The sequence below is a fragment of the Hydrogenophaga sp. GW456-12-10-14-TSB4 genome, from assembly GCF_059424305.1.
The window spans coordinates 1-16,508 of the sequence record NZ_JBWKZH010000042.1 but is presented as its reverse complement, the minus strand read 5'-3'; the positions used below and the strand labels follow the sequence as shown (position 1 = coordinate 16,508).

18 protein-coding genes are annotated in these 16,508 nt (G+C 69.4%); 11 read left to right on the top strand and 7 right to left on the bottom strand.

Features of this window, described 5'->3' with window-relative positions; translation table 11 throughout:
- Nucleotides 1-3: 3 nt before the first annotated feature.
- Nucleotides 4-849, bottom strand: coding sequence for a ferritin-like domain-containing protein (locus AC07ZS_RS19360; RefSeq protein WP_494800156.1), 846 nt, complete (start codon nucleotides 847-849; stop codon nucleotides 4-6).
- Nucleotides 850-888: 39 nt separating this feature from the next.
- Between AC07ZS_RS19360 and AC07ZS_RS19355 the strand changes: the two genes are divergently transcribed.
- Together AC07ZS_RS19355 and hslO are read left to right on the top strand one after the other, a co-directional pair.
- Nucleotides 889-1,413 carry a gamma carbonic anhydrase family protein gene (locus AC07ZS_RS19355; RefSeq protein ID WP_494800155.1) on the top strand — a complete coding sequence of 175 codons (525 nt, stop codon included), beginning with the start codon at nucleotides 889-891 and terminating at the stop codon, nucleotides 1,411-1,413.
- 50 nt (nucleotides 1,414-1,463) lie between these two features.
- Entirely contained in the window at nucleotides 1,464-2,441 is a 978-nt protein-coding gene (gene hslO, locus AC07ZS_RS19350; protein ID WP_494800154.1) for an Hsp33 family molecular chaperone HslO, read from the top strand.
- Between the two features lie 3 nt (nucleotides 2,442-2,444).
- On the opposite strand, the gene AC07ZS_RS19345 is transcribed toward hslO, so the two are convergent.
- Genes AC07ZS_RS19345 through pyrG form a run of 5 tightly spaced genes read right to left on the bottom strand, consistent with a single transcriptional unit; the run spans nucleotide 2,445 to nucleotide 7,286 of the window.
- A complete protein-coding gene (locus AC07ZS_RS19345; protein WP_494800153.1) occupies nucleotides 2,445-3,101 on the bottom strand; it encodes an AAA family ATPase in 657 nt (218 codons plus the stop codon).
- Between the two features lie 3 nt (nucleotides 3,102-3,104).
- A complete protein-coding gene (locus tag AC07ZS_RS19340; protein WP_494800152.1) occupies nucleotides 3,105-3,389 on the bottom strand; it encodes a septum formation initiator family protein in 285 nt (94 codons plus the stop codon).
- A gap of 11 nt (nucleotides 3,390-3,400) precedes the next feature.
- Entirely contained in the window at nucleotides 3,401-4,687 is a 1,287-nt protein-coding gene (gene eno, locus AC07ZS_RS19335) for a phosphopyruvate hydratase (RefSeq protein WP_494800151.1), read from the bottom strand.
- A 44-nt stretch (nucleotides 4,688-4,731) separates the two neighbouring features.
- Nucleotides 4,732-5,589 carry a 3-deoxy-8-phosphooctulonate synthase gene (kdsA, locus tag AC07ZS_RS19330; RefSeq protein WP_494800150.1) on the bottom strand — a complete coding sequence of 286 codons (858 nt, stop codon included), beginning with the start codon at nucleotides 5,587-5,589 and terminating at the stop codon, nucleotides 4,732-4,734.
- A 23-nt stretch (nucleotides 5,590-5,612) separates the two neighbouring features.
- On the bottom strand, nucleotides 5,613-7,286 hold the full coding sequence (gene pyrG / locus AC07ZS_RS19325; protein ID WP_494800149.1) for a CTP synthase: 1,674 nt from the start codon (nucleotides 7,284-7,286) through the stop codon (nucleotides 5,613-5,615).
- Between the two features lie 114 nt (nucleotides 7,287-7,400).
- Here pyrG and coaBC point away from each other — a divergent pair, with 114 nt between their 5' ends.
- Together coaBC and AC07ZS_RS19315 are read left to right on the top strand one after the other, a co-directional pair.
- On the top strand, nucleotides 7,401-8,615 hold the full coding sequence (coaBC, locus tag AC07ZS_RS19320) for a bifunctional phosphopantothenoylcysteine decarboxylase/phosphopantothenate--cysteine ligase CoaBC (protein ID WP_494800148.1): 1,215 nt from the start codon (nucleotides 7,401-7,403) through the stop codon (nucleotides 8,613-8,615).
- Nucleotides 8,616-8,625: 10 nt separating this feature from the next.
- On the top strand, nucleotides 8,626-9,201 hold the full coding sequence (locus tag AC07ZS_RS19315) for a nitroreductase family protein (RefSeq protein WP_494800147.1): 576 nt from the start codon (nucleotides 8,626-8,628) through the stop codon (nucleotides 9,199-9,201).
- Here the strand turns inward: AC07ZS_RS19315 and AC07ZS_RS19310 are convergent, their stop codons facing one another.
- The gene (locus AC07ZS_RS19310) at nucleotides 9,202-10,329 is read right to left on the bottom strand and encodes a substrate-binding domain-containing protein (protein ID WP_494800146.1); all 1,128 of its coding nucleotides are present in this window, start codon (nucleotides 10,327-10,329) and stop codon (nucleotides 9,202-9,204) included.
- A gap of 122 nt (nucleotides 10,330-10,451) precedes the next feature.
- Between AC07ZS_RS19310 and AC07ZS_RS19305 the strand changes: the two genes are divergently transcribed.
- From AC07ZS_RS19305 to AC07ZS_RS19275, 7 genes are all read left to right on the top strand, one after another.
- A complete protein-coding gene (locus tag AC07ZS_RS19305) occupies nucleotides 10,452-11,192 on the top strand; it encodes an ABC transporter permease (RefSeq protein WP_494800145.1) in 741 nt (246 codons plus the stop codon).
- Nucleotides 11,189-11,974 (top strand): ATP-binding cassette domain-containing protein, encoded by a 786-nt coding sequence (locus tag AC07ZS_RS19300; RefSeq protein WP_494800144.1) that lies wholly within the window; start codon nucleotides 11,189-11,191, stop codon nucleotides 11,972-11,974. Before AC07ZS_RS19305 ends, AC07ZS_RS19300 begins: the two co-directional genes overlap by 4 nt.
- Before the next feature lie 14 nt (nucleotides 11,975-11,988).
- Nucleotides 11,989-12,786, top strand: coding sequence for an ABC transporter substrate-binding protein (locus AC07ZS_RS19295; RefSeq protein WP_494800201.1), 798 nt, complete (start codon nucleotides 11,989-11,991; stop codon nucleotides 12,784-12,786).
- Nucleotides 12,783-13,511 carry a molybdate ABC transporter substrate-binding protein gene (locus AC07ZS_RS19290; RefSeq protein ID WP_494800143.1) on the top strand — a complete coding sequence of 243 codons (729 nt, stop codon included), beginning with the start codon at nucleotides 12,783-12,785 and terminating at the stop codon, nucleotides 13,509-13,511. The genes AC07ZS_RS19295 and AC07ZS_RS19290 overlap by 4 nt, the downstream gene beginning before the upstream one ends.
- The gene (locus AC07ZS_RS19285) at nucleotides 13,492-14,541 is read left to right on the top strand and encodes an iron ABC transporter substrate-binding protein (RefSeq protein WP_494800142.1); all 1,050 of its coding nucleotides are present in this window, start codon (nucleotides 13,492-13,494) and stop codon (nucleotides 14,539-14,541) included. Before AC07ZS_RS19290 ends, AC07ZS_RS19285 begins: the two co-directional genes overlap by 20 nt.
- A 2-nt stretch (nucleotides 14,542-14,543) precedes the next feature.
- The gene (locus AC07ZS_RS19280) at nucleotides 14,544-15,542 is read left to right on the top strand and encodes a FecCD family ABC transporter permease (RefSeq protein WP_494800141.1); all 999 of its coding nucleotides are present in this window, start codon (nucleotides 14,544-14,546) and stop codon (nucleotides 15,540-15,542) included.
- A partial coding sequence (locus AC07ZS_RS19275) for an ABC transporter ATP-binding protein (protein WP_494800140.1) occupies nucleotides 15,539-16,508 on the top strand: 970 nt, incomplete at its 3' end. The genes AC07ZS_RS19280 and AC07ZS_RS19275, both read left to right, overlap by 4 nt.

The following is a 16,508-nucleotide window of genomic DNA, read 5'->3' as shown; positions in this document are numbered from 1 at the left end:
CTTTCAGGGGCCGAGCAGCGCGTCCAGCTCCGGCTGGCTGAAGCCGGCCGCCAGCCTCGCAGCGTCGTTGAAGGGTGGTTTCAGTCGCGGCGCCGAGTGCTCGCGCGCCAGGCGGCGGTAGTGGCTCAGGGGCTCGATGCCCTGCTGTGCGCACAACCAGCCGTACCAGCGGTTGCCCACCGCCACGTGGCCGATCTCGTCGCGCAGGATCACGTCCAGGATCTCGACCGCCCGCAGCGCGGCGGGCGTGCCCACCTTGCGCAGGCGCGCCTGCATGGGCGGGGTGGCGTCCAGGCCCCGGGCTTCGAGGGTGCGGGGCACCAGCGCCATGCGGGCCGTCACATCGCCCTGGGTCCGCACGCACATCTCCCACAGGCTGCCGTGGGCCGCGAAGTCGCCGTAGCCGTGCCCCAGGCTCTGCAGGTGGGCCTGCAGCAGGCTGAAATGGATCGCCTCTTCGTGCGCCACGCGCAGCCAGTCGGTGTAGAAGTCGGCGGGCATGCCGGGGAAGCGCCACACCGCGTCGAGCGCGAGGTTGATCGCGTTGAACTCGATGTGTGTCACGGCGTGCAGCAGCATGGCCAGGCCCGGCGCAGTGAAGGGCGAGCGCTGGGGGACTTCCACGGGTGGCAGCAGCACCGGCTGTTCGGGCCGCCCGGGCAGGGTGGCGCCGGGGTCGGGCGTGAGGGGTTCGGCGGTGTCCAGCACGGTCTGGCCGGCCTGCCAGGCATCGAACAGCGCGTGGGTGGTCGCCACCTTGAGGCCGGGGTCGGCGATGCACAGCGCGCTCAGGGCTTGCGCGCGCAGGTTGACCGGGGACGGCGGTGACAGGGACACGGGGGCTTGCATCCCTACAATTCTAGGTTTCAAGAACGGAGACTTCCCCCCATGGCGATTTACGAACTCGATGGCGTCGCACCCCGCATGGCCGACTCGGCCTGGGTGGCCGACAACGCACAGGTGGTCGGCAACGTGGTGCTGGCCGAGCACAGCAGCGTCTGGTTCGGGGCGGTGCTCCGGGGCGACACCGAGACCATCACGGTGGGTGAGGGCAGCAACATCCAGGACGGCAGCGTGATGCACGCCGACGTGGGCTTCCCCATGACGGTGGGCAAGAACGTGACCGTGGGCCACCAGGTGGTGCTGCACGGCTGCACCATCGGCGACGAGTCGCTCATCGGCATCGGTGCCACGGTGCTCAACGGCGCCAAGATCGGCAAGAATTGCCTGGTGGGCGCCGGCTCGCTGGTCACGGAAGGCAAGGAGTTCCCGGACGGCAGCATGATCATCGGCAGCCCGGCGAAGGTGGTGAAGACGCTCACCCCGGAGCAGATCGAAGGCCTGCGCCGCAGCGCCGGGCATTACATCGAGAACGCCGCGCGTTACCGCCAGGGCTTGAAAAAGATCGCCTGACCCCGATCTGACCTCCTTCGATTTTTTTGACCTGACCCTGAAAGCTTTGCGTGTCCGAACTCCACAAATTCGTCTTTGAAGGCCTGCCGGTGCGCGGCATGCTCGTGCGCCTCACCGACGCATGGCAGGAGATCCTGCAACGCCACCGCGATGCCGGGGGCTACCCGGCGGCGGTCACGGAGTTGCTGGGCGAAATGACGGCGGCGGCCACGCTGATGCAGGCGAACATCAAGTTCAACGGCGCGCTCATCATGCAGATCATGGGCGACGGGCCGGTGAAGCTCGCCGTGGCCGAGGTGCAGCCCGACCTGAGCCTGCGCGCCACCGCCACCGTGGTGGGCGAGGTGGCGGCCGATGCGCCGCTCTCGCACATGGTCAACGCCACCAATCAGGGCCGCTGTGCCATCACGCTCGACCCCAAGGACCGCCTGCCGGGCCAGCAGCCCTACCAGGGCGTGGTGCCGCTGTTCGGCGACAAGCGCGAGAAGCTGGAAAAGCTCAGCGAGGTGATCGAGCACTACATGCTGCAGAGCGAGCAGCTCGACACGCGCCTGGTGCTCGCGGCCGACGACAAGATGGCCGCCGGTCTGCTGATCCAGCGTCTGCCGCTGCAGGGGGTGGACAACCTCGCGGGCCAGTCGGGCGCGCGCGACGAAGACCAGATCGGTGTGAACGAGGACTACAACCGCATCGCGATCCTGGCGGCCAGCCTCAAGCGCGAGGAGCTGCTGGGGCTGGATGCCGACACCATCCTGCACCGCCTGTTCTGGGAAGAGGACCTGCGCCGCTTCGAGCCGCTCACTGGCGAGCAGGGGCCGCGCTTTGCCTGCACCTGCTCGCGCGAGCGCGTGGGCAGCATGCTGCGCAGCCTGGGGCGCGACGAGGTCGAGTCCATCCTGGCCGAGCAGGGCCAGGTGGAGGTGGGCTGCGAGTTCTGCGGTGCCCAGTACCGCTTCGACCCGGTGGACGCTGCTCAAGTCTTCTTGCAGCCGGCGCAGCAGGCGCCGGCCAGCGACCAGAAGCACTGAGCCTCAGGGGCGCGACAGCAGCCCGGTGAACAGCCGGTGCTCGCAGTCGGGGTCGCTGCAGTTGTCGCACGACCAGGGCCGCAGGCCGTTGGCGAGCGTGGGATCTTCCGCGATCAGCGGGCGGCCCAGTGCCGTGCCGACGGCGCGCAGGGCCTGCCGCAGGCGCGCATCGCCTTGCCCGTACACCGTCTGGAAGGCGATGCCCGCACCCTGCAGCTCGCGGCGCAGCAGGTTGTCGGTGGCGTCGCGCACGGCTGGGCCGTCGCGGAACAGGCCGTCGGGCGTCCAGGGCAGGTCCAGGCCCATGAGCAGGGTGAGCTCGCAGGTCTGCTGCGCGGCGAGCGAAGGCGCGAGCAGGGCGGTGTCCTGGAAGTAGAGCGCGCTGTAGGCCGCGACCATCAGGGCCGTGGTGTCGGCGATCACCACGTCCACACCGGGTGTCCGCCTGGCGCGGTCGATGAGCCGCGTCTGCTCGTCGGCGATGGTGGCCTGCTCATGGGCGTGCGGGGCGCGGTCCCGGGTCTCGCACCAGGCGCGCAGGTGCTCGGGCACGCAGACGGCGTGCAGGCCGTGGTTTTCAGTGAGGTACTGCTGGAGCGCGGTGGCCAGCGTGGACTTGCCGCTGGATTCGCCGCCGAGCAGCGCGACGCAGATCGCCATCGATCAGCGTTTGTTCTGAGCTATTTGCACGAAGATTTCGTTGGGCTTGACCATGCCCAGCTCCTGGCGGGCGAGTTCCTCAACCATGTCCAGGCCCTCCTGCAGGTCGCGCACTTCGCTGAGCAGCTGGTCGTTGCGCGACTGCGCCTCGCGGTTGGTCTGCTCCTGCGCGGCCAGGTGCTGCTTCATGCTCGCCACCTGGGTCACGCTGCCCCGCCCGAACCAGAGCTGCGCGTGCACGATGATGAGCAGCGCGATCAGCAGGGCGGGGATGAAGCGACGGGCCATGAAGCCGAAGCTTACTTCAGGTTGTAGAAGGCGTCGCGGCCGGGGTACACGGCCACGTCACCCAGGTCTTCCTCGATGCGCAGCAGCTGGTTGTACTTGGCCATGCGGTCCGAGCGCGAGAGCGAGCCGGTCTTGATCTGGCCGGCGTTGGTGCCCACGGCGATGTCGGCGATGGTGCTGTCTTCGGTTTCGCCCGAGCGGTGGCTGATCACGGCGGTGTAGCCGGCGCGCTTGGCCATCTCGATCGCGGCGAAGGTCTCGGTCAGCGTGCCGATCTGGTTGATCTTGATCAGGATCGAGTTGGCGATGCCCTTGTCGATCCCTTCCTTCAGGATCTTGGTGTTGGTGACGAACAGATCGTCGCCCACCAGTTGCACCTTGCTCGCCAGGCGGTCGGTCAGCACTTTCCAGCCGTCCCAGTCGCCTTCGGCCATGCCGTCTTCGATGCTGATGATGGGGTACTTGTCGCACCAGGCGGCCAGCATGTCGGTCCATTGCTCGGCGGTGAGGGCGATGCCGCCTTCGCCTTCGAGCACGTACTTGCCGTCCTTGTAGAACTCGCTGGCCGCGCAGTCCAGGCCCAGAGCGATCTGGTCGCCGGCGGTGTAGCCGGCCTTATCGATCGCCTGCAGGATCAGCTGCAGCGCGGCTTCGTGGTTCTCGACCGACGGGGCAAAGCCGCCTTCGTCGCCCACGGCGGTGCTGATGTGCTTGTCGTGCAGGATGGCCTTGAGGGCATGGAACACCTCGGCGCCCCAGCGCAGGGCCTCGCGGAAGCTCGGTGCACCCACGGGGATGATCATCAGTTCCTGCAGGTCGAGCGAGTTGTTGGCGTGCGCGCCGCCGTTGATGATGTTCATCATCGGCACGGGCATCTGCACCGCGCTCATGCCGCCGAAGTAGCGGTACAGCGGCAGGCCGGCTTCTTCGGCGGCGGCACGGGCCACGGCCATCGAGACGGCCAGCATGGCGTTGGCGCCCAGGCGGCCCTTGTTGTCGGTGCCGTCGAGGTCGATCAGGGTCTTGTCCAGGAAAGCCTGTTCGGAGGCGTCCAGGCCCAGCACGGCTTCGCTGATCTCGGTGTTGATGTTCTCCACCGCCTTGAGCACGCCCTTGCCGAGGTAGCGGCTCTTGTCACCGTCGCGCAGCTCGATGGCTTCGCGCGAACCGGTGGAGGCGCCCGAGGGCACGGCCGCGCGGCCCATCACGCCGCTTTCCAGCAGCACGTCGCATTCGACGGTGGGGTTGCCGCGGCTGTCCAGCACTTCACGGCCAACGATGTCAACGATTGCACTCATGGATTCACTACCTTTGGGTCAGATACAAAAACAGAAATGGAAGATCAGGCGTTGAAACGGTCTTCGAGGAAGCCGTTCTTCTTGGTCACGGTGTCGAGCGCGAGCAGGGTTTCCAGCAGCGCCTTCATGTGCTTGAGCGGCACCGCATTGGGCCCGTCGCTCAGGGCCTTGGCCGGGTCGGGATGGGTTTCCATGAACAGGCCGGCCACGCCCACTGCGACCGCCGCGCGCGCCAGCACCGGCACCATCTCGCGCTGGCCGCCGCTGCTGGTGCCCTGCCCGCCGGGCAGCTGCACGCTGTGCGTGGCGTCGAACACCACCGGCGCACCGGTCTCGCGCATGATGGCCAGGCCGCGCATGTCGGAGACGAGGTTGTTGTAGCCGAAGCTCGCGCCACGCTCGCAGGCCATGAAGCGGTCTTCGTCCAGGCCGGCTTCCTTCGCGGCCGCGCGCGCCTTGTCGATCACGTTCTTCATGTCGTGCGGCGCGAGGAACTGGCCCTTCTTGATGTTCACAGGCTTGCCGCTCTGGGCGACGGCGCGGATGAAATCGGTCTGGCGGCACAGGAAGGCCGGGGTCTGCAGCACGTCGCAGACCTTTGCCGCGTCGGTGATGTCGTCCTCGCTGTGCACGTCGGTGAGCACCGGCACGCCGAGCTCGCGCTTGACCTTGGCCAGGATCTCCAGGCCCTTGTCGCGGCCCGGGCCACGGTAGCTGGTGCCGCTGCTGCGGTTGGCCTTGTCGAAGCTGCTCTTGAAGATGAAGGGCACGCCCAGGCTGCCCGTGATTTCCTTGAGCTGGCCGGCCACGTCCATCTGCAACTGCTCGGACTCGATCACGCAGGGGCCCGCGATCAGGAAGAAGGGCCGGTCCAGGCCGATGTCGAAGTCGCAGAGTTTCATGGCATGCCTCTCCGTGGGGCCGCTCAGGCGGTGACCGGGGTTTTGCCGGTCGCCTGGCTCTGGTGGGCCAGGGCGGCCTTCACGTAGGCGTTGAACAGCGGGTGGCCATCCCACGGGGTGGACTTGAACTCGGGGTGGAACTGCACGCCGACGTACCAGGGGTGCACCTTCTGCGGCAGCTCGACGATCTCGGTGAGCTGCTCGCGCTGCGTGAGGGCCGAGATCACCAGCCCGGCCGAGCGCAGCTGGTCGAGGTAGTTCACGTTGGCTTCGTAGCGGTGGCGGTGGCGCTCAGTGACCACGTCGCCGTAGATGCTGTGCGCCAGCGTGTCCTTGGCGACGTCGGAGCTCTGCGCGCCCAGGCGCATGGTGCCGCCCAGGTCGGACGTGGCGCTGCGCTGCTGGATGCTGCCGTCGGCGTCCTTCCACTCGGTGATCAGGGCGATCACCGGGTGCGGGCTGTCGGGCTCGAATTCCGTGCTGTTGGCGTCCTTCAGGCCGGCCACGTGGCGCGCGTACTCGATCGTCGCGACCTGCATGCCCAGGCAGATGCCGAGGTAGGGCACCTTGTTCTCGCGGGCGTAGCGCGCCGCGCAGATCTTGCCCTCGACACCGCGCTTGCCGAAGCCGCCGGGCACCAGGATGGCGTCGAACGCCCCCAGCGTCTTGGTGACGTTGGCGGGGGTGATGGTTTCCGAATCGATGTACTCGATCTGCGCCTTGGCGTGGTTCTTCATGCCGGCGTGGCGCAGCGCCTCGTTGAGCGACTTGTAGCTGTCCGACAGGTCCACGTACTTGCCGACCATGGCGATCTTCACCGTGTTCTTCGGGTGCTCGACCTCGAACACCAGGTCGTCCCAGCGCTTGAGCTGGGCCGGCGGCGTGTTGATGCGCAGCTTGTCGCAGATCAGGCCGTCCAGGCCCTGCTCGTGCAGCATGCGCGGCACCTTGTAGATGGTGTCCACGTCCCACATGGAGATCACACCCCACTCGGGCACGTTGCTGAACAGGCTGATCTTGGCGCGTTCTTCCTCGGGAATGCGGCGGTCGGCGCGGCAGAGCAGCACGTCGGCCTGGATGCCGATGGCGCGCAGTTCCTTGGCGGTGTGCTGCGTGGGCTTGGTCTTGAGCTCGCCGGCGGCGGCGATCCAGGGCAGGTAGGACAGGTGGACGAAGGCCGAGCTGTTCGGGCCCAGGCGCAGGCTCATCTGGCGCACGGCTTCCAGGAAGGGCAGGGACTCGATGTCGCCCACGGTGCCGCCGATCTCGACGATGGCCACGTCCACCGCATCGGGCGTGCCGATGCCGGCACCGCGCTGGATGAACTCCTGGATCTCGTTGGTGACGTGCGGGATCACCTGCACCGTCTTGCCAAGGTAGTCGCCCCGGCGTTCCTTCTCCAGCACCGACTGGTAGATCTTGCCGGTGGTGAAGTTGTTGGTCTTCTTCATGCGCGTTTCGATGAAACGCTCATAGTGGCCCAGGTCCAGGTCGGTCTCGGCGCCGTCGTCGGTGACGAAAACCTCGCCGTGCTGGAAGGGGGACATGGTGCCCGGATCCACGTTGATGTACGGGTCGAGCTTGATGAGGGTGACTTTGAGGCCGCGGGACTCGAGGAGAGCGGCCAGTGATGCGGAGGCAATGCCCTTGCCCAGGGAGGACACCACACCGCCGGTGACGAACACAAATTTGGTCATGTCTCGGGCGAGCCGGTTGCTCGCAGGAGGTGGAAATGGCGATTATAAAGGCCGCTCCTTTCCCGGGCCGGCGCAGGGTCGATAGGGACAAACCCAAGCTGCTACATTGCGCGCATGAACGATCTCGCCGGAAAACACATCGTGCTGGGCCTCTCCGGGGGCATCGCCTGTTACAAGGCGGCCGAACTCTGCCGGGCCCTGGTCAAGGAAGGCGCGACGGTGCAGGTCGTCATGACCGAGGCGGCCGAGCAGTTCGCCACGGCGGTGACGATGCAGGCGCTCTCGGGCCGGCCGGTGTTCACCTCCCAGTGGGACGCGCGCCCGGGCAACAACATGGCCCACATCAACCTCAGCCGCGAGGCCGACGCGATCATGGTGGCACCGGCCAGCGCCGATTTCATGGCCAAGCTGGTCCATGGCCAGGCCGACGACCTGCTCAGTCTGATGTGCCTGGCGCGGCCGATCGAGCGCGTGCCGCTGATCCTGGCGCCCGCCATGAACCGCGAGATGTGGGCGCACCCGGCGACCCAGCGCAATGTCAAGCAACTGCGCGCCGACGGCGCCACCGTGCTCGACGTGGGCGCGGGTGAGCAGGCCTGCGGGGAAACGGGCGACGGCCGCATGCTGGAGCCCGAGGAACTGCTTTACGACCTGGCGCGCTTCTTCCTGCCCAAGCCGCTGGCCGGTCAGCATGTGCTGGTGAGCGCCGGCCCGACCTTCGAGGCCATCGACCCCGTGCGCGGCCTGACCAACCTCTCCAGCGGCAAGATGGGCTTCGCCATCGCCCGGGCGGCCCACGAGGCGGGCGCCCAGGTGACCCTGGTGGCCGGCCCGGTGGCGCTGCCCACGCCGCGCGGCGTGGGGCGGGTGAACGTGAAGTCGGCGCTCAACATGCAGAAAAGCCTGGACCTGCTGGTCCCCGGCGCCACGGTGTTCGTGTCCGCCGCGGCGGTGGCTGACTGGCGCCCCGCCCAATCGGCGGAACACAAGATCAAGAAGGACGGTTCGGGCGAGGTGCCCACGCTGTCGTTCGTGGAGAACCCGGACATCCTGGCCGGCATTGCCGCCTCGCCGCGCGCGAAGAGCGGCGCGCTCTACTGCGTCGGCTTCGCCGCCGAAAGCCACGATCTGGAAGAGCACGCCCAGGCCAAGCGCAAACGCAAGGGCGTGCCGCTGCTGGTGGGCAACATCGGCCCGGCCACCTTTGGCCAGGACGACAACGCGCTGCTGCTGGTCGACGAGCGCGGCATGAAGGAATTGCCGCGCGCCTCCAAGCTGGTGCTGGCGCGCCAGCTGGTGGCGGAGATCGCGCGCCGTCTGCCGCAGTAGGGCGTCATCCATGCTTTCGGAGGCACTGCTCGCGGGTCTGATGGACCGTTTTTCGGTGGGTGCCAAGCATCTCGAAGAACCCGGGCCGTCCCTGGACGAACTGCACCGCATGACCGAGGCCGCGCTTCGGGCGCCCGACCACGCCGGCCTGGTGCCATTCCGCTTCGTGGCCATCCGGGGCGCGGCGCGTGAGCGCCTCGCCGACCTGTTCGAGCAGGCCGCGGTCCTGGCCGGCAAGAGCGCGGCCGATGCGGCGCTGGACCGCCGCCGGGCGCTGGACCCGCCGCTGCTGGTGGCGGTGATCGCCCGCATCGACCCCGGCCACCCGGTGGCCACGCTGCACGAACAGTGGATGACGGTGGGCGGTGCGCTCACCAACTTCCTGAACGCCGCCCACGCGCTGGGCTATGCCGGCAAGATGCTCTCGGGCGCCAAGGTGCGTGCCGCGCCGGTGGTGGCTGCGTTCTGCGAACCCGGTGAGCAACTGGTGGGCTGGATGGTGCTGGGCACGGCGCGCAAGGCCGGCTCGCCCAAGTTCAGCAAGCCCGATGCGGCCAAGGTGATGCGCGACTGGCCGTCGCGCTGATCAGTCCCACCACGGGAGAAGGCGCTTCATGGCGGCGACTTCACCGCAGTGATCGGCGGCATAGCCGGGCAGGGCGTTCAGGCGCTCCTGCCACGCCCGGCTGCGCAGGCGTTGCAGCAGGCGCTGCAGGGCGGGCTGCTCCAGCGCGCTCTTGAGGCACACCAGCAGATAACGCTCTTCCGTCAGCGGCACAAAGCCCAGGCCTTGCGCGCGCGCTGCGTACTCGGTGCCCAGGCCCACGTCCGCGCTGCCGCTGGCCACCGCCTGCGCCACGGCCGCGTGCGAGCTCTCCACGTTGTGGTAACCCACGATGTCCATGGGCAGCAGCGTCGCCTGCGCCAGCAGTTCGTCGAGCAGCAGGCGCGTGCCGGTGCCGATGGCGCGGTTCACGAAGCGCGCCTGCAGACGCGAGACGTCGCCGATGTCGCCCAGGCGCAGCGGATTGCCCGGCGCCACCATCAGGCCCTGCGAGCGGCGCGCGAAACCGATGATCTTGTGCAGGCCGGGCTTGAGCAGCGGCCGGTAGGCGCGTGCGCTCAGGCTGCCGGCGGCGGCGAAGGGCTGGGTGTGAAAGCCCGCCAGCTCGCAGCGACCTTCGTTGAGCGCGCGGATCGCGTCCACGCTGCCGCAGAAGCGGATGTCCATGTGCAGGGGCGGCGCGGCGTGGCGGCCCTCGGTGGCCGTGCTGGCGTGCTGCTGCAGTTCGGTCAGCGCGTGGTCGTGGCTGGCGTAGAGCGTGAGCACGTCGCCCGTGCTGGCGTGCTGGCCTTCCTCGAAGGCCATGGCGAACGCGCGCTCCAGTTCGGCGCGCAGGTTCTCCATCTGCGGTCCCAGGCGCGCCTGGGCCAGCCGCTCGGCCATCAGCAGGCGCTCGCCGAAGGGCGTGAGGCGCGCGGCCTGCCCGCGTTCCCAGAAGATCAGTTGCTGGCCCAGCCCGGCTTCCCAGTCCTTCAGCTGGCCCCACACGTGGCGGTACGACAGGCCGAGCTCGCGCGCCGCGCCCGAGATCGAGCCACTGGTGCGCAGGGCGTGCAGCACGTCCATCATGGGGTTGCGCAGCAGCGCCGGGTGGGGCGAGCGCTCCGGCGTCGGCGGCGTCAACGTGTACGAGAGCTCGATCTTGCGCATGGACGCCGAGTGTGCCCGAAACAGGGTGGCCACCCGGGGCGCCGGATCTTATGTCCACTTCTTCATATCGCGTCATTACGTACTCTCAATTCCGGAGCACCCACGTAAGCTCGCCCGAACATATGAACACGTTTTCAGACAGCCTGGTCACCGCGCTGCGGCTGGTTCTTTCGGGCGACCCGGGTTTGTGGACGGTGGTGATGCGATCCCTGGCGGTCAGCGCCACCGCCTGCCTGCTGGCCTGCGGCCTGGGCCTGGTGATGGGCGCCTGGCTCGCCGCCGCGCGCTTCCCCGGCCGGGGCGCGGTGCTCACCGTGCTCAACACCTTCCTGGCGATCCCCTCGGTGGTGGTGGGCCTGGTGATCTACCTGCTGCTCTCGCGCTCGGGGCCGCTGGGCTTCCTGGGCTGGCTGTTCAGCTTCCAGGCCATGGTGCTGGCGCAGACGGTGCTGGTGCTGCCGCTGGTGACCGCGCTCACGCGCCAGGTGGTGGAAGACGCCGACCGCAGCCATGGCGAGCAGCTGTCCTCGCTGGGCGCCGGAGCTGCGCTGCGCAGCCTGCTGCTGGCCTGGGACGAGCGCTACGCGCTGCTCACCGTGCTGCTGACCGCCTTCGGTCGCGCTGTGTCGGAAGTGGGCGCGGTGATGATCGTGGGCGGCAACATCGAAGGCTTCACGCGCGTCATGACCACGGCCATCGCGCTCGAAACCAGCAAGGGCGACCTGCCGCTGGCGCTGGGCCTGGGCGTGGTGCTGCTGCTGGTGGTGCTGTTGCTCAATGCCCTGGTCTCGCTGCTGAGCCGTTGGCGCGAGCGCGCCGACGGCGGCGCGGCCCGCACCGCACCGGCCATGGTGTCGGCATGAGCGGGCTGCCCGTGACCGCGCAGCGGGCCGTTGTGCCCACCCCCTGTTTCGAGCTGCGAGGCGTGCAGGTGCACCTGGGCCCGGCTGCGCGCCTGCAGGCCTTGACGGACGTGTTCCTGCGCATCGAGGAAGGCGAGCGCGTGGCGCTGGTCGGGGCCAACGGCAGCGGCAAGAGCACGCTGCTGCGCACCCTGCACGGCCTGCAGCGCCCCAGTGCCGGCGAGCTGCACACGCCCGCGCGCCAGCGCGCGGCCATGCTGTTCCAGCGCCCGCACATGCTGCGCATGAGCGCGCGGCGCAACATCCAGCTCGGCCTGTGGCTGCACGGCGTGCCTGCGCGCCAGACGCGCGCGCTGGCGCTGCAGGCGCTGGAGCGCGTGGAGATGGGCCACCTGGCCGAGCGCAACGCGCGCGCACTTTCGGGCGGCCAGCAGCAGCGCCTGGCGCTGGCGCGGGCCTGGGCGCTGCGCCCGGCCGTCTGGCTGCTCGACGAACCCACCGCCAGCCTGGACCCGCACGCCAAACGCGAGGTGGAGGCGCTGATCGCCGAGTTCACCGCCGCCGGCCAGCGCGACGTGGTGGGCCAGCCCACCGGCCGGCCCACCACGCTGGTCTTCAGCAGCCACAACCTCGGCCAGGTCAAGCGCCTGGCCAGCCGCGTCGTCTACCTCGAACAGGGCCGCCTGCTGGCGGACCTGCCGGTGGCCGATTTCTTCAACCACGATCTCCTGCGGTCCCTGTGCCCGCAGGCCCATTTGTTTGTCCAAGGAGAAAGCCTGTGAATACCTTCCGCCGCCTGACCCTCACCGCCGTTCTGGGCACCGCCGGCCTGCTGGCCAGCGCCGGTGCGCTCGCCCAGAGCATCGTGGTGGCGTCCACCACCTCCACCGAGCAGTCGGGGCTGTTCTCGTTCCTGCTGCCCGAATTCAAGAAGGCCAGCGGCATCGACGTGAAGGTGGTCGCACTTGGCACCGGGCAGGCGATCGACATGGCGCGCCGGGGCGATGCCGATGTGCTGTTCGTGCACGACAAGGTGGCCGAAGAGAAGTTCGTCGCCGACGGTTTCTCCGCCAAGCGCCAGGAGGTCATGTACAACGACTTCGTGCTGATCGGCCCCAAGGCCGACCCCGCCAAGACGAAGGGCGACGACATCGTGGCCGCCCTGAAGAAGGTTGCCACCGCCAACGCCGAATTCATCTCGCGCGGCGACAAGAGCGGCACGCACGCGGCCGAGCTGCGCTTCTGGAAGATGACCGACACCGATGCCAACAAGGGTACGGGCTACAAGGAGTGTGGCTGTGGCATGGGCCCGGCGCTCAACATCGGCGCCAGCAGCGGTGGCTACGTGCTGTCCGACCGCGGCACCTGGCTCAACTTCAAGAACCGCGCCGACCTCGCGGTGCTGGTGGAGGGCGACAAGCGCCTGTTCAACCAGTACGGCGTGATGCTGGTGAGCGCGGCCAAGCACCCGCAGGTGAAGACGGCCGAAGGCCAGAAGTTTGTCGACTGGGTCACTGGCCCGGCCGGTCAGGCGGCCATCGCCAGCTACAAGATCGGCGGCGAGCAATTGTTCTTCCCGAACGCCGCGAAGTGAACGGCGACCCGCCCGTGCAGGTGTATGCGGCGGGCAGTCTGCGCGAGGCGCTCAGCGAGGTGGCGCGCGCGCAGGGCGGTGCGGTGGCACTGACCTTCGGCGCCGCCGGTCTCTTGCGCGAGCGCATCGAGCGCGGCGAGCCGGCCCAGGTGTTCGCCTCGGCCGACCTGCGGCAGCCGCAGCGCCTGGCCGAGCAGGGTGGCTGGACCGCCCCGGTCGTGTTCACCCGCAACAGCCTGTGCGCGCTGGTGGCACCGTCGGTCCACACCAGCCCGGCCGAACTGCTGGACACCTTGCTCGACCCCGCCGTGCGTGTGGGCACTTCCACCCCGCTTTGCGACCCCTCGGGTGACTACGCCTGGACGCTGTTCGCGCAGGCCGATGCCGTGCGCGACGGTGCCCGCGCGCGACTGGAAGCCAAGGCCTTGCAGCTCACGGGCGCGCCCGATTCGCCCAAGGCCCCCGATGGCCGCAGCACCTACGCCTGGGTGATGCAGGAGGGGCGCGCCGACGTGTTCCTGACCTACCGCACCAACGCCATCGCCGCGCAGGCCGAATGCCCTTCGCTCCAGGTCGTGGCCTTGCCCGAGGCCCTGCACGTGGGGGCCGACTATGGGGTCAGCTGCCGCGACGACGCCCCGCCGCAGGCCCACGCGTGGTTGAGCGCGCTGCTGTCCGAGCCGGTTCAGCAGATACTGGCCAGCCATGGCTTCGAGAATCCCTGATGGCCCCGCCCCGCGCCGGCGTGATCTGCTGATCGCCGCCGGCCTGGGTGCCTGCCTGCCAGTCTGGGCGCAGGCCACGCGCAGCGTGGTCGACGGGGCGAACCGGCGCGTCAGCGTGCCGGCGCAGGTGCAGCGCATCTTTCCGGCCGGGCCGCCAGCGGCCATCTGGATCTACACACTCGCGCCCGACGCGCTCATGGGCTGGCCCCGCGCCAACCGCGGCCCCGAGCTGGAGTTCCTGCTGCCCGGCATCGGCAACCGGCCCGAGGTGGGGCGGCTCACCGGGCGTGGCAACACCACCAACCTGGAGCAATTGCTGGCCAGCAAGCCCGACCTGATCGTGGACGCGGGCTCCACGCGCCAGACCTTCGTCGAACTGGCCGACCGCGTGCAGGCGCAGACCGGCATTCCCTACGCGCTGATCGATGGCCGGCTGGACGCCACGGCCCAGGGCTACACCCTGCTGGGCGAACTGACCGGGCGCACCGAGCGCGCGGCGCGCCTGGCCCGCTACACCGCCGACACGCTGCGCGCGGTGCGCGAACGCGTGGCACGCGCGCCGGCCCAACCCCGGGTCTATTTCGCGCGGGGCCCGCAAGGGCTGGAGACGGGCCTGGGGGGCTCGATCAACGTTGAAATGTTCGAGGCCATGGGCATCCGCCACGTGGCGGCGGGCTTGCAAGGTGGCCTGGCCACGGTGTCGATCGAACAGGTGCTGGGCTGGGACCCGGAGGTGATCGTCACCATCGACCAGACGTTTGCGCAGACCGTGCACAGCAATCCGCTGTGGCGCGGCGTGAGCGCGGTGAAGAACGGGCGCGTGCACCTCTCGCCCAAGCTGCCCTTCGGCTGGATCGATTTCCCACCGAGCGTGAACCGGCTGCCGGGCCTGTGGTGGCTGGGCAGCAAGGTGTTTCCCGCGCTGTTCCCCGAAGACCTGGCCACGCTCACGCGCGAGTTCTACCAGCTGTTCTACCAGGTCGAGCTCACGCCCGCGCAGGTGCAGCGCGTGCTGGCCGGGCGAGACTGAGCATGAAGGGCGGCGGCCTCTGGGCGGGGGCGGTGCTGCTCGCGGGCCTGCTGCTCGCGCTCACGCAAGGCCGCATCGATATCCCGCTCGGCGATCTCGTGCAATGGGTGGCCGCCTTGCTGCAAGGCGCGCCCGCGCCCAACGAGCAGGTGCAGACCATCGTGCTGCAAGTGCGCGGGCCGCGCGCGCTCGCCGCCCTCGCGGTGGGGGCGGCGCTGGCGGTGGCGGGCGCGGCCTTCCAGGGGCTGTTCCGCAACCCGCTGGTCTCGCCCGACATCCTGGGCGCCTCGGCGGGCGCGGCGCTCGGTGCGGTGCTGGGCATCTTCTTCTCCTTCGGCGTGTTCGGCATCCAGATGGCCGCGTTCGCCGGCGGCCTGCTTGCGGTGGCGCTGGTGTACGGCGTGGGCTCCACCGTGCGACATGGTGACCCGGTGCTGGTGCTGCTGCTCGCGGGCATCGTCATCGGCTCGCTGCTGGGCGCGGGCATCGGTCTGGTCAAGGTGCTGGCCGACCCCTACAACCAGCTGCCCGCCATGACCTTCTGGCTGCTGGGCAGCCTCGCCGCCGCGCACGCCGACGACCTGCCTTCGCTGATCGTGCCGGTGGCCGTGGGCACGGTGGTGCTCTTGCTGCTGCGCTGGCGCATGGACGTGATGTCCCTGCCCGAGGACGAGGCGCGTTCGCTGGGCGCACGCACCACCGGCCTGCGCCTGCTCATCGTTGCCGCCGCCACGCTGGTCACGGCCGCGAGCGTGGCGGCCGCCGGCATCGTGGGCTGGGTCGGGCTGGTCGTGCCGCACCTGGCGCGCTTTCTGGTCGGGCCCTCGTTCGTGCGGCTGCTGCCCACCTCGGCCGTGCTTGGTGGCGGTCTGCTGCTGCTCATCGACACGCTGGCGCGCACCCTGGCGCCGGTGGAGATCCCGCTGGGCATCCTCACCGCGCTGATCGGCTCGCCGTTCTTCATCGTCCTGCTGCGGCGCGCTTCCAGAGGCTGGACATGACGGCGGCCCTGCTGCGCGCCGACGGCCTGAGCGTGGGCTACCCCGGCCGCGTGGTGGGCGAGGGCCTGTCGCTCGACCTGCAGGGCGGTGAGGTGCTCGCGCTGCTCGGCCCCAATGGCTGCGGCAAGACGACGTTGCTCAAGACCGTGCTCGGCCTGCTGCCCGCGCTGGCGGGTTCGGTGCGCCTGCAGGGCCGCGCGCTCGCGGACTGGCCGCTGGCTGAGCGCGCGCGTGTGGTGGCCTATGTGCCGCAGGGCCAGGCCAGCACCTTCGGTTTCACCGCGCTGGAGATGGTGCTGATGGGCCGCACCGCGCACCTGGGCCTGATCGCGCGGCCCGGCGCGAAAGACCGCGCCGTCGCGCAACTGGCGCTCGAACGCCTGGGCATCGCGCACCTGGCGCAGCGCTCGGTGAACGAGGTCAGCGGCGGCGAGCGTCAGCTGGTGCTGATCGCCCGCGCGCTGGCGCAGCAGCCGCAGGCCGTGCTGCTCGACGAACCCACCGCCAGCCTGGACTTCGGCAACCAGGGCCTGGTGATGCGCGCCATCCGCCGCCTGGCGCACGAAGGCCTGGCGGTGCTGTTCACCACGCACGACCCCAACCAGGCCCTGCGCTGCGCCGACCGCGCCTTGCTGATGCGCGAGGGCCGGGTGCTGGGTGAAGGTGCGGTGGGGCGGGTGATCGAGGCCGAAGGCCTGCGCGCACTCTACCGCGCGGGGGTGCACCAGGTGAACGATTCGGCCGGTGGCCTGGCGGTTTTCCTGCCGGAGTTCGGTCACGCCGATGCCCCATTTATGGCCTATGCTCGTGAGGCGCGCGTGCACCACCACCCAGGCGCGCCTTTTTCAACGGAACCAGGAGAGAACACCATGGGATTTTTCAGCAACATTCTCGAGAAGCTCGGCATGTCCTCGGCGGCCGCCGCCCCCGTGATCACGCCGCCCTCGGCGCCCGCCGACGCCCCCG

What these genes read in the sequence shown, in the direction of transcription:
- AC07ZS_RS19360 (WP_494800156.1), bottom strand. Translation starts at nt 849, where the DNA reads ATGCAAGCCCCCGTGTCCCTGTCACCGCCGTCCCCGGTCAACCTGCGC.
- AC07ZS_RS19355 (WP_494800155.1), top strand. Translation starts at nt 889, where the DNA reads ATGGCGATTTACGAACTCGATGGCGTCGCACCCCGCATGGCCGACTCG.
- AC07ZS_RS19345 (WP_494800153.1), bottom strand. Translation starts at nt 3,101, where the DNA reads ATGGCGATCTGCGTCGCGCTGCTCGGCGGCGAATCCAGCGGCAAGTCC.
- AC07ZS_RS19340 (WP_494800152.1), bottom strand. Translation starts at nt 3,389, where the DNA reads ATGGCCCGTCGCTTCATCCCCGCCCTGCTGATCGCGCTGCTCATCATC.
- eno (WP_494800151.1), bottom strand. Translation starts at nt 4,687, where the DNA reads ATGAGTGCAATCGTTGACATCGTTGGCCGTGAAGTGCTGGACAGCCGC.
- kdsA (WP_494800150.1), bottom strand. Translation starts at nt 5,589, where the DNA reads ATGAAACTCTGCGACTTCGACATCGGCCTGGACCGGCCCTTCTTCCTG.
- pyrG (WP_494800149.1), bottom strand. Translation starts at nt 7,286, where the DNA reads ATGACCAAATTTGTGTTCGTCACCGGCGGTGTGGTGTCCTCCCTGGGC.
- coaBC (WP_494800148.1), top strand. Translation starts at nt 7,401, where the DNA reads ATGAACGATCTCGCCGGAAAACACATCGTGCTGGGCCTCTCCGGGGGC.
- AC07ZS_RS19315 (WP_494800147.1), top strand. Translation starts at nt 8,626, where the DNA reads ATGCTTTCGGAGGCACTGCTCGCGGGTCTGATGGACCGTTTTTCGGTG.
- AC07ZS_RS19310 (WP_494800146.1), bottom strand. Translation starts at nt 10,329, where the DNA reads ATGCGCAAGATCGAGCTCTCGTACACGTTGACGCCGCCGACGCCGGAG.
- AC07ZS_RS19305 (WP_494800145.1), top strand. Translation starts at nt 10,452, where the DNA reads ATGAACACGTTTTCAGACAGCCTGGTCACCGCGCTGCGGCTGGTTCTT.
- AC07ZS_RS19300 (WP_494800144.1), top strand. Translation starts at nt 11,189, where the DNA reads ATGAGCGGGCTGCCCGTGACCGCGCAGCGGGCCGTTGTGCCCACCCCC.
- AC07ZS_RS19285 (WP_494800142.1), top strand. Translation starts at nt 13,492, where the DNA reads ATGGCTTCGAGAATCCCTGATGGCCCCGCCCCGCGCCGGCGTGATCTG.
- AC07ZS_RS19280 (WP_494800141.1), top strand. Translation starts at nt 14,544, where the DNA reads ATGAAGGGCGGCGGCCTCTGGGCGGGGGCGGTGCTGCTCGCGGGCCTG.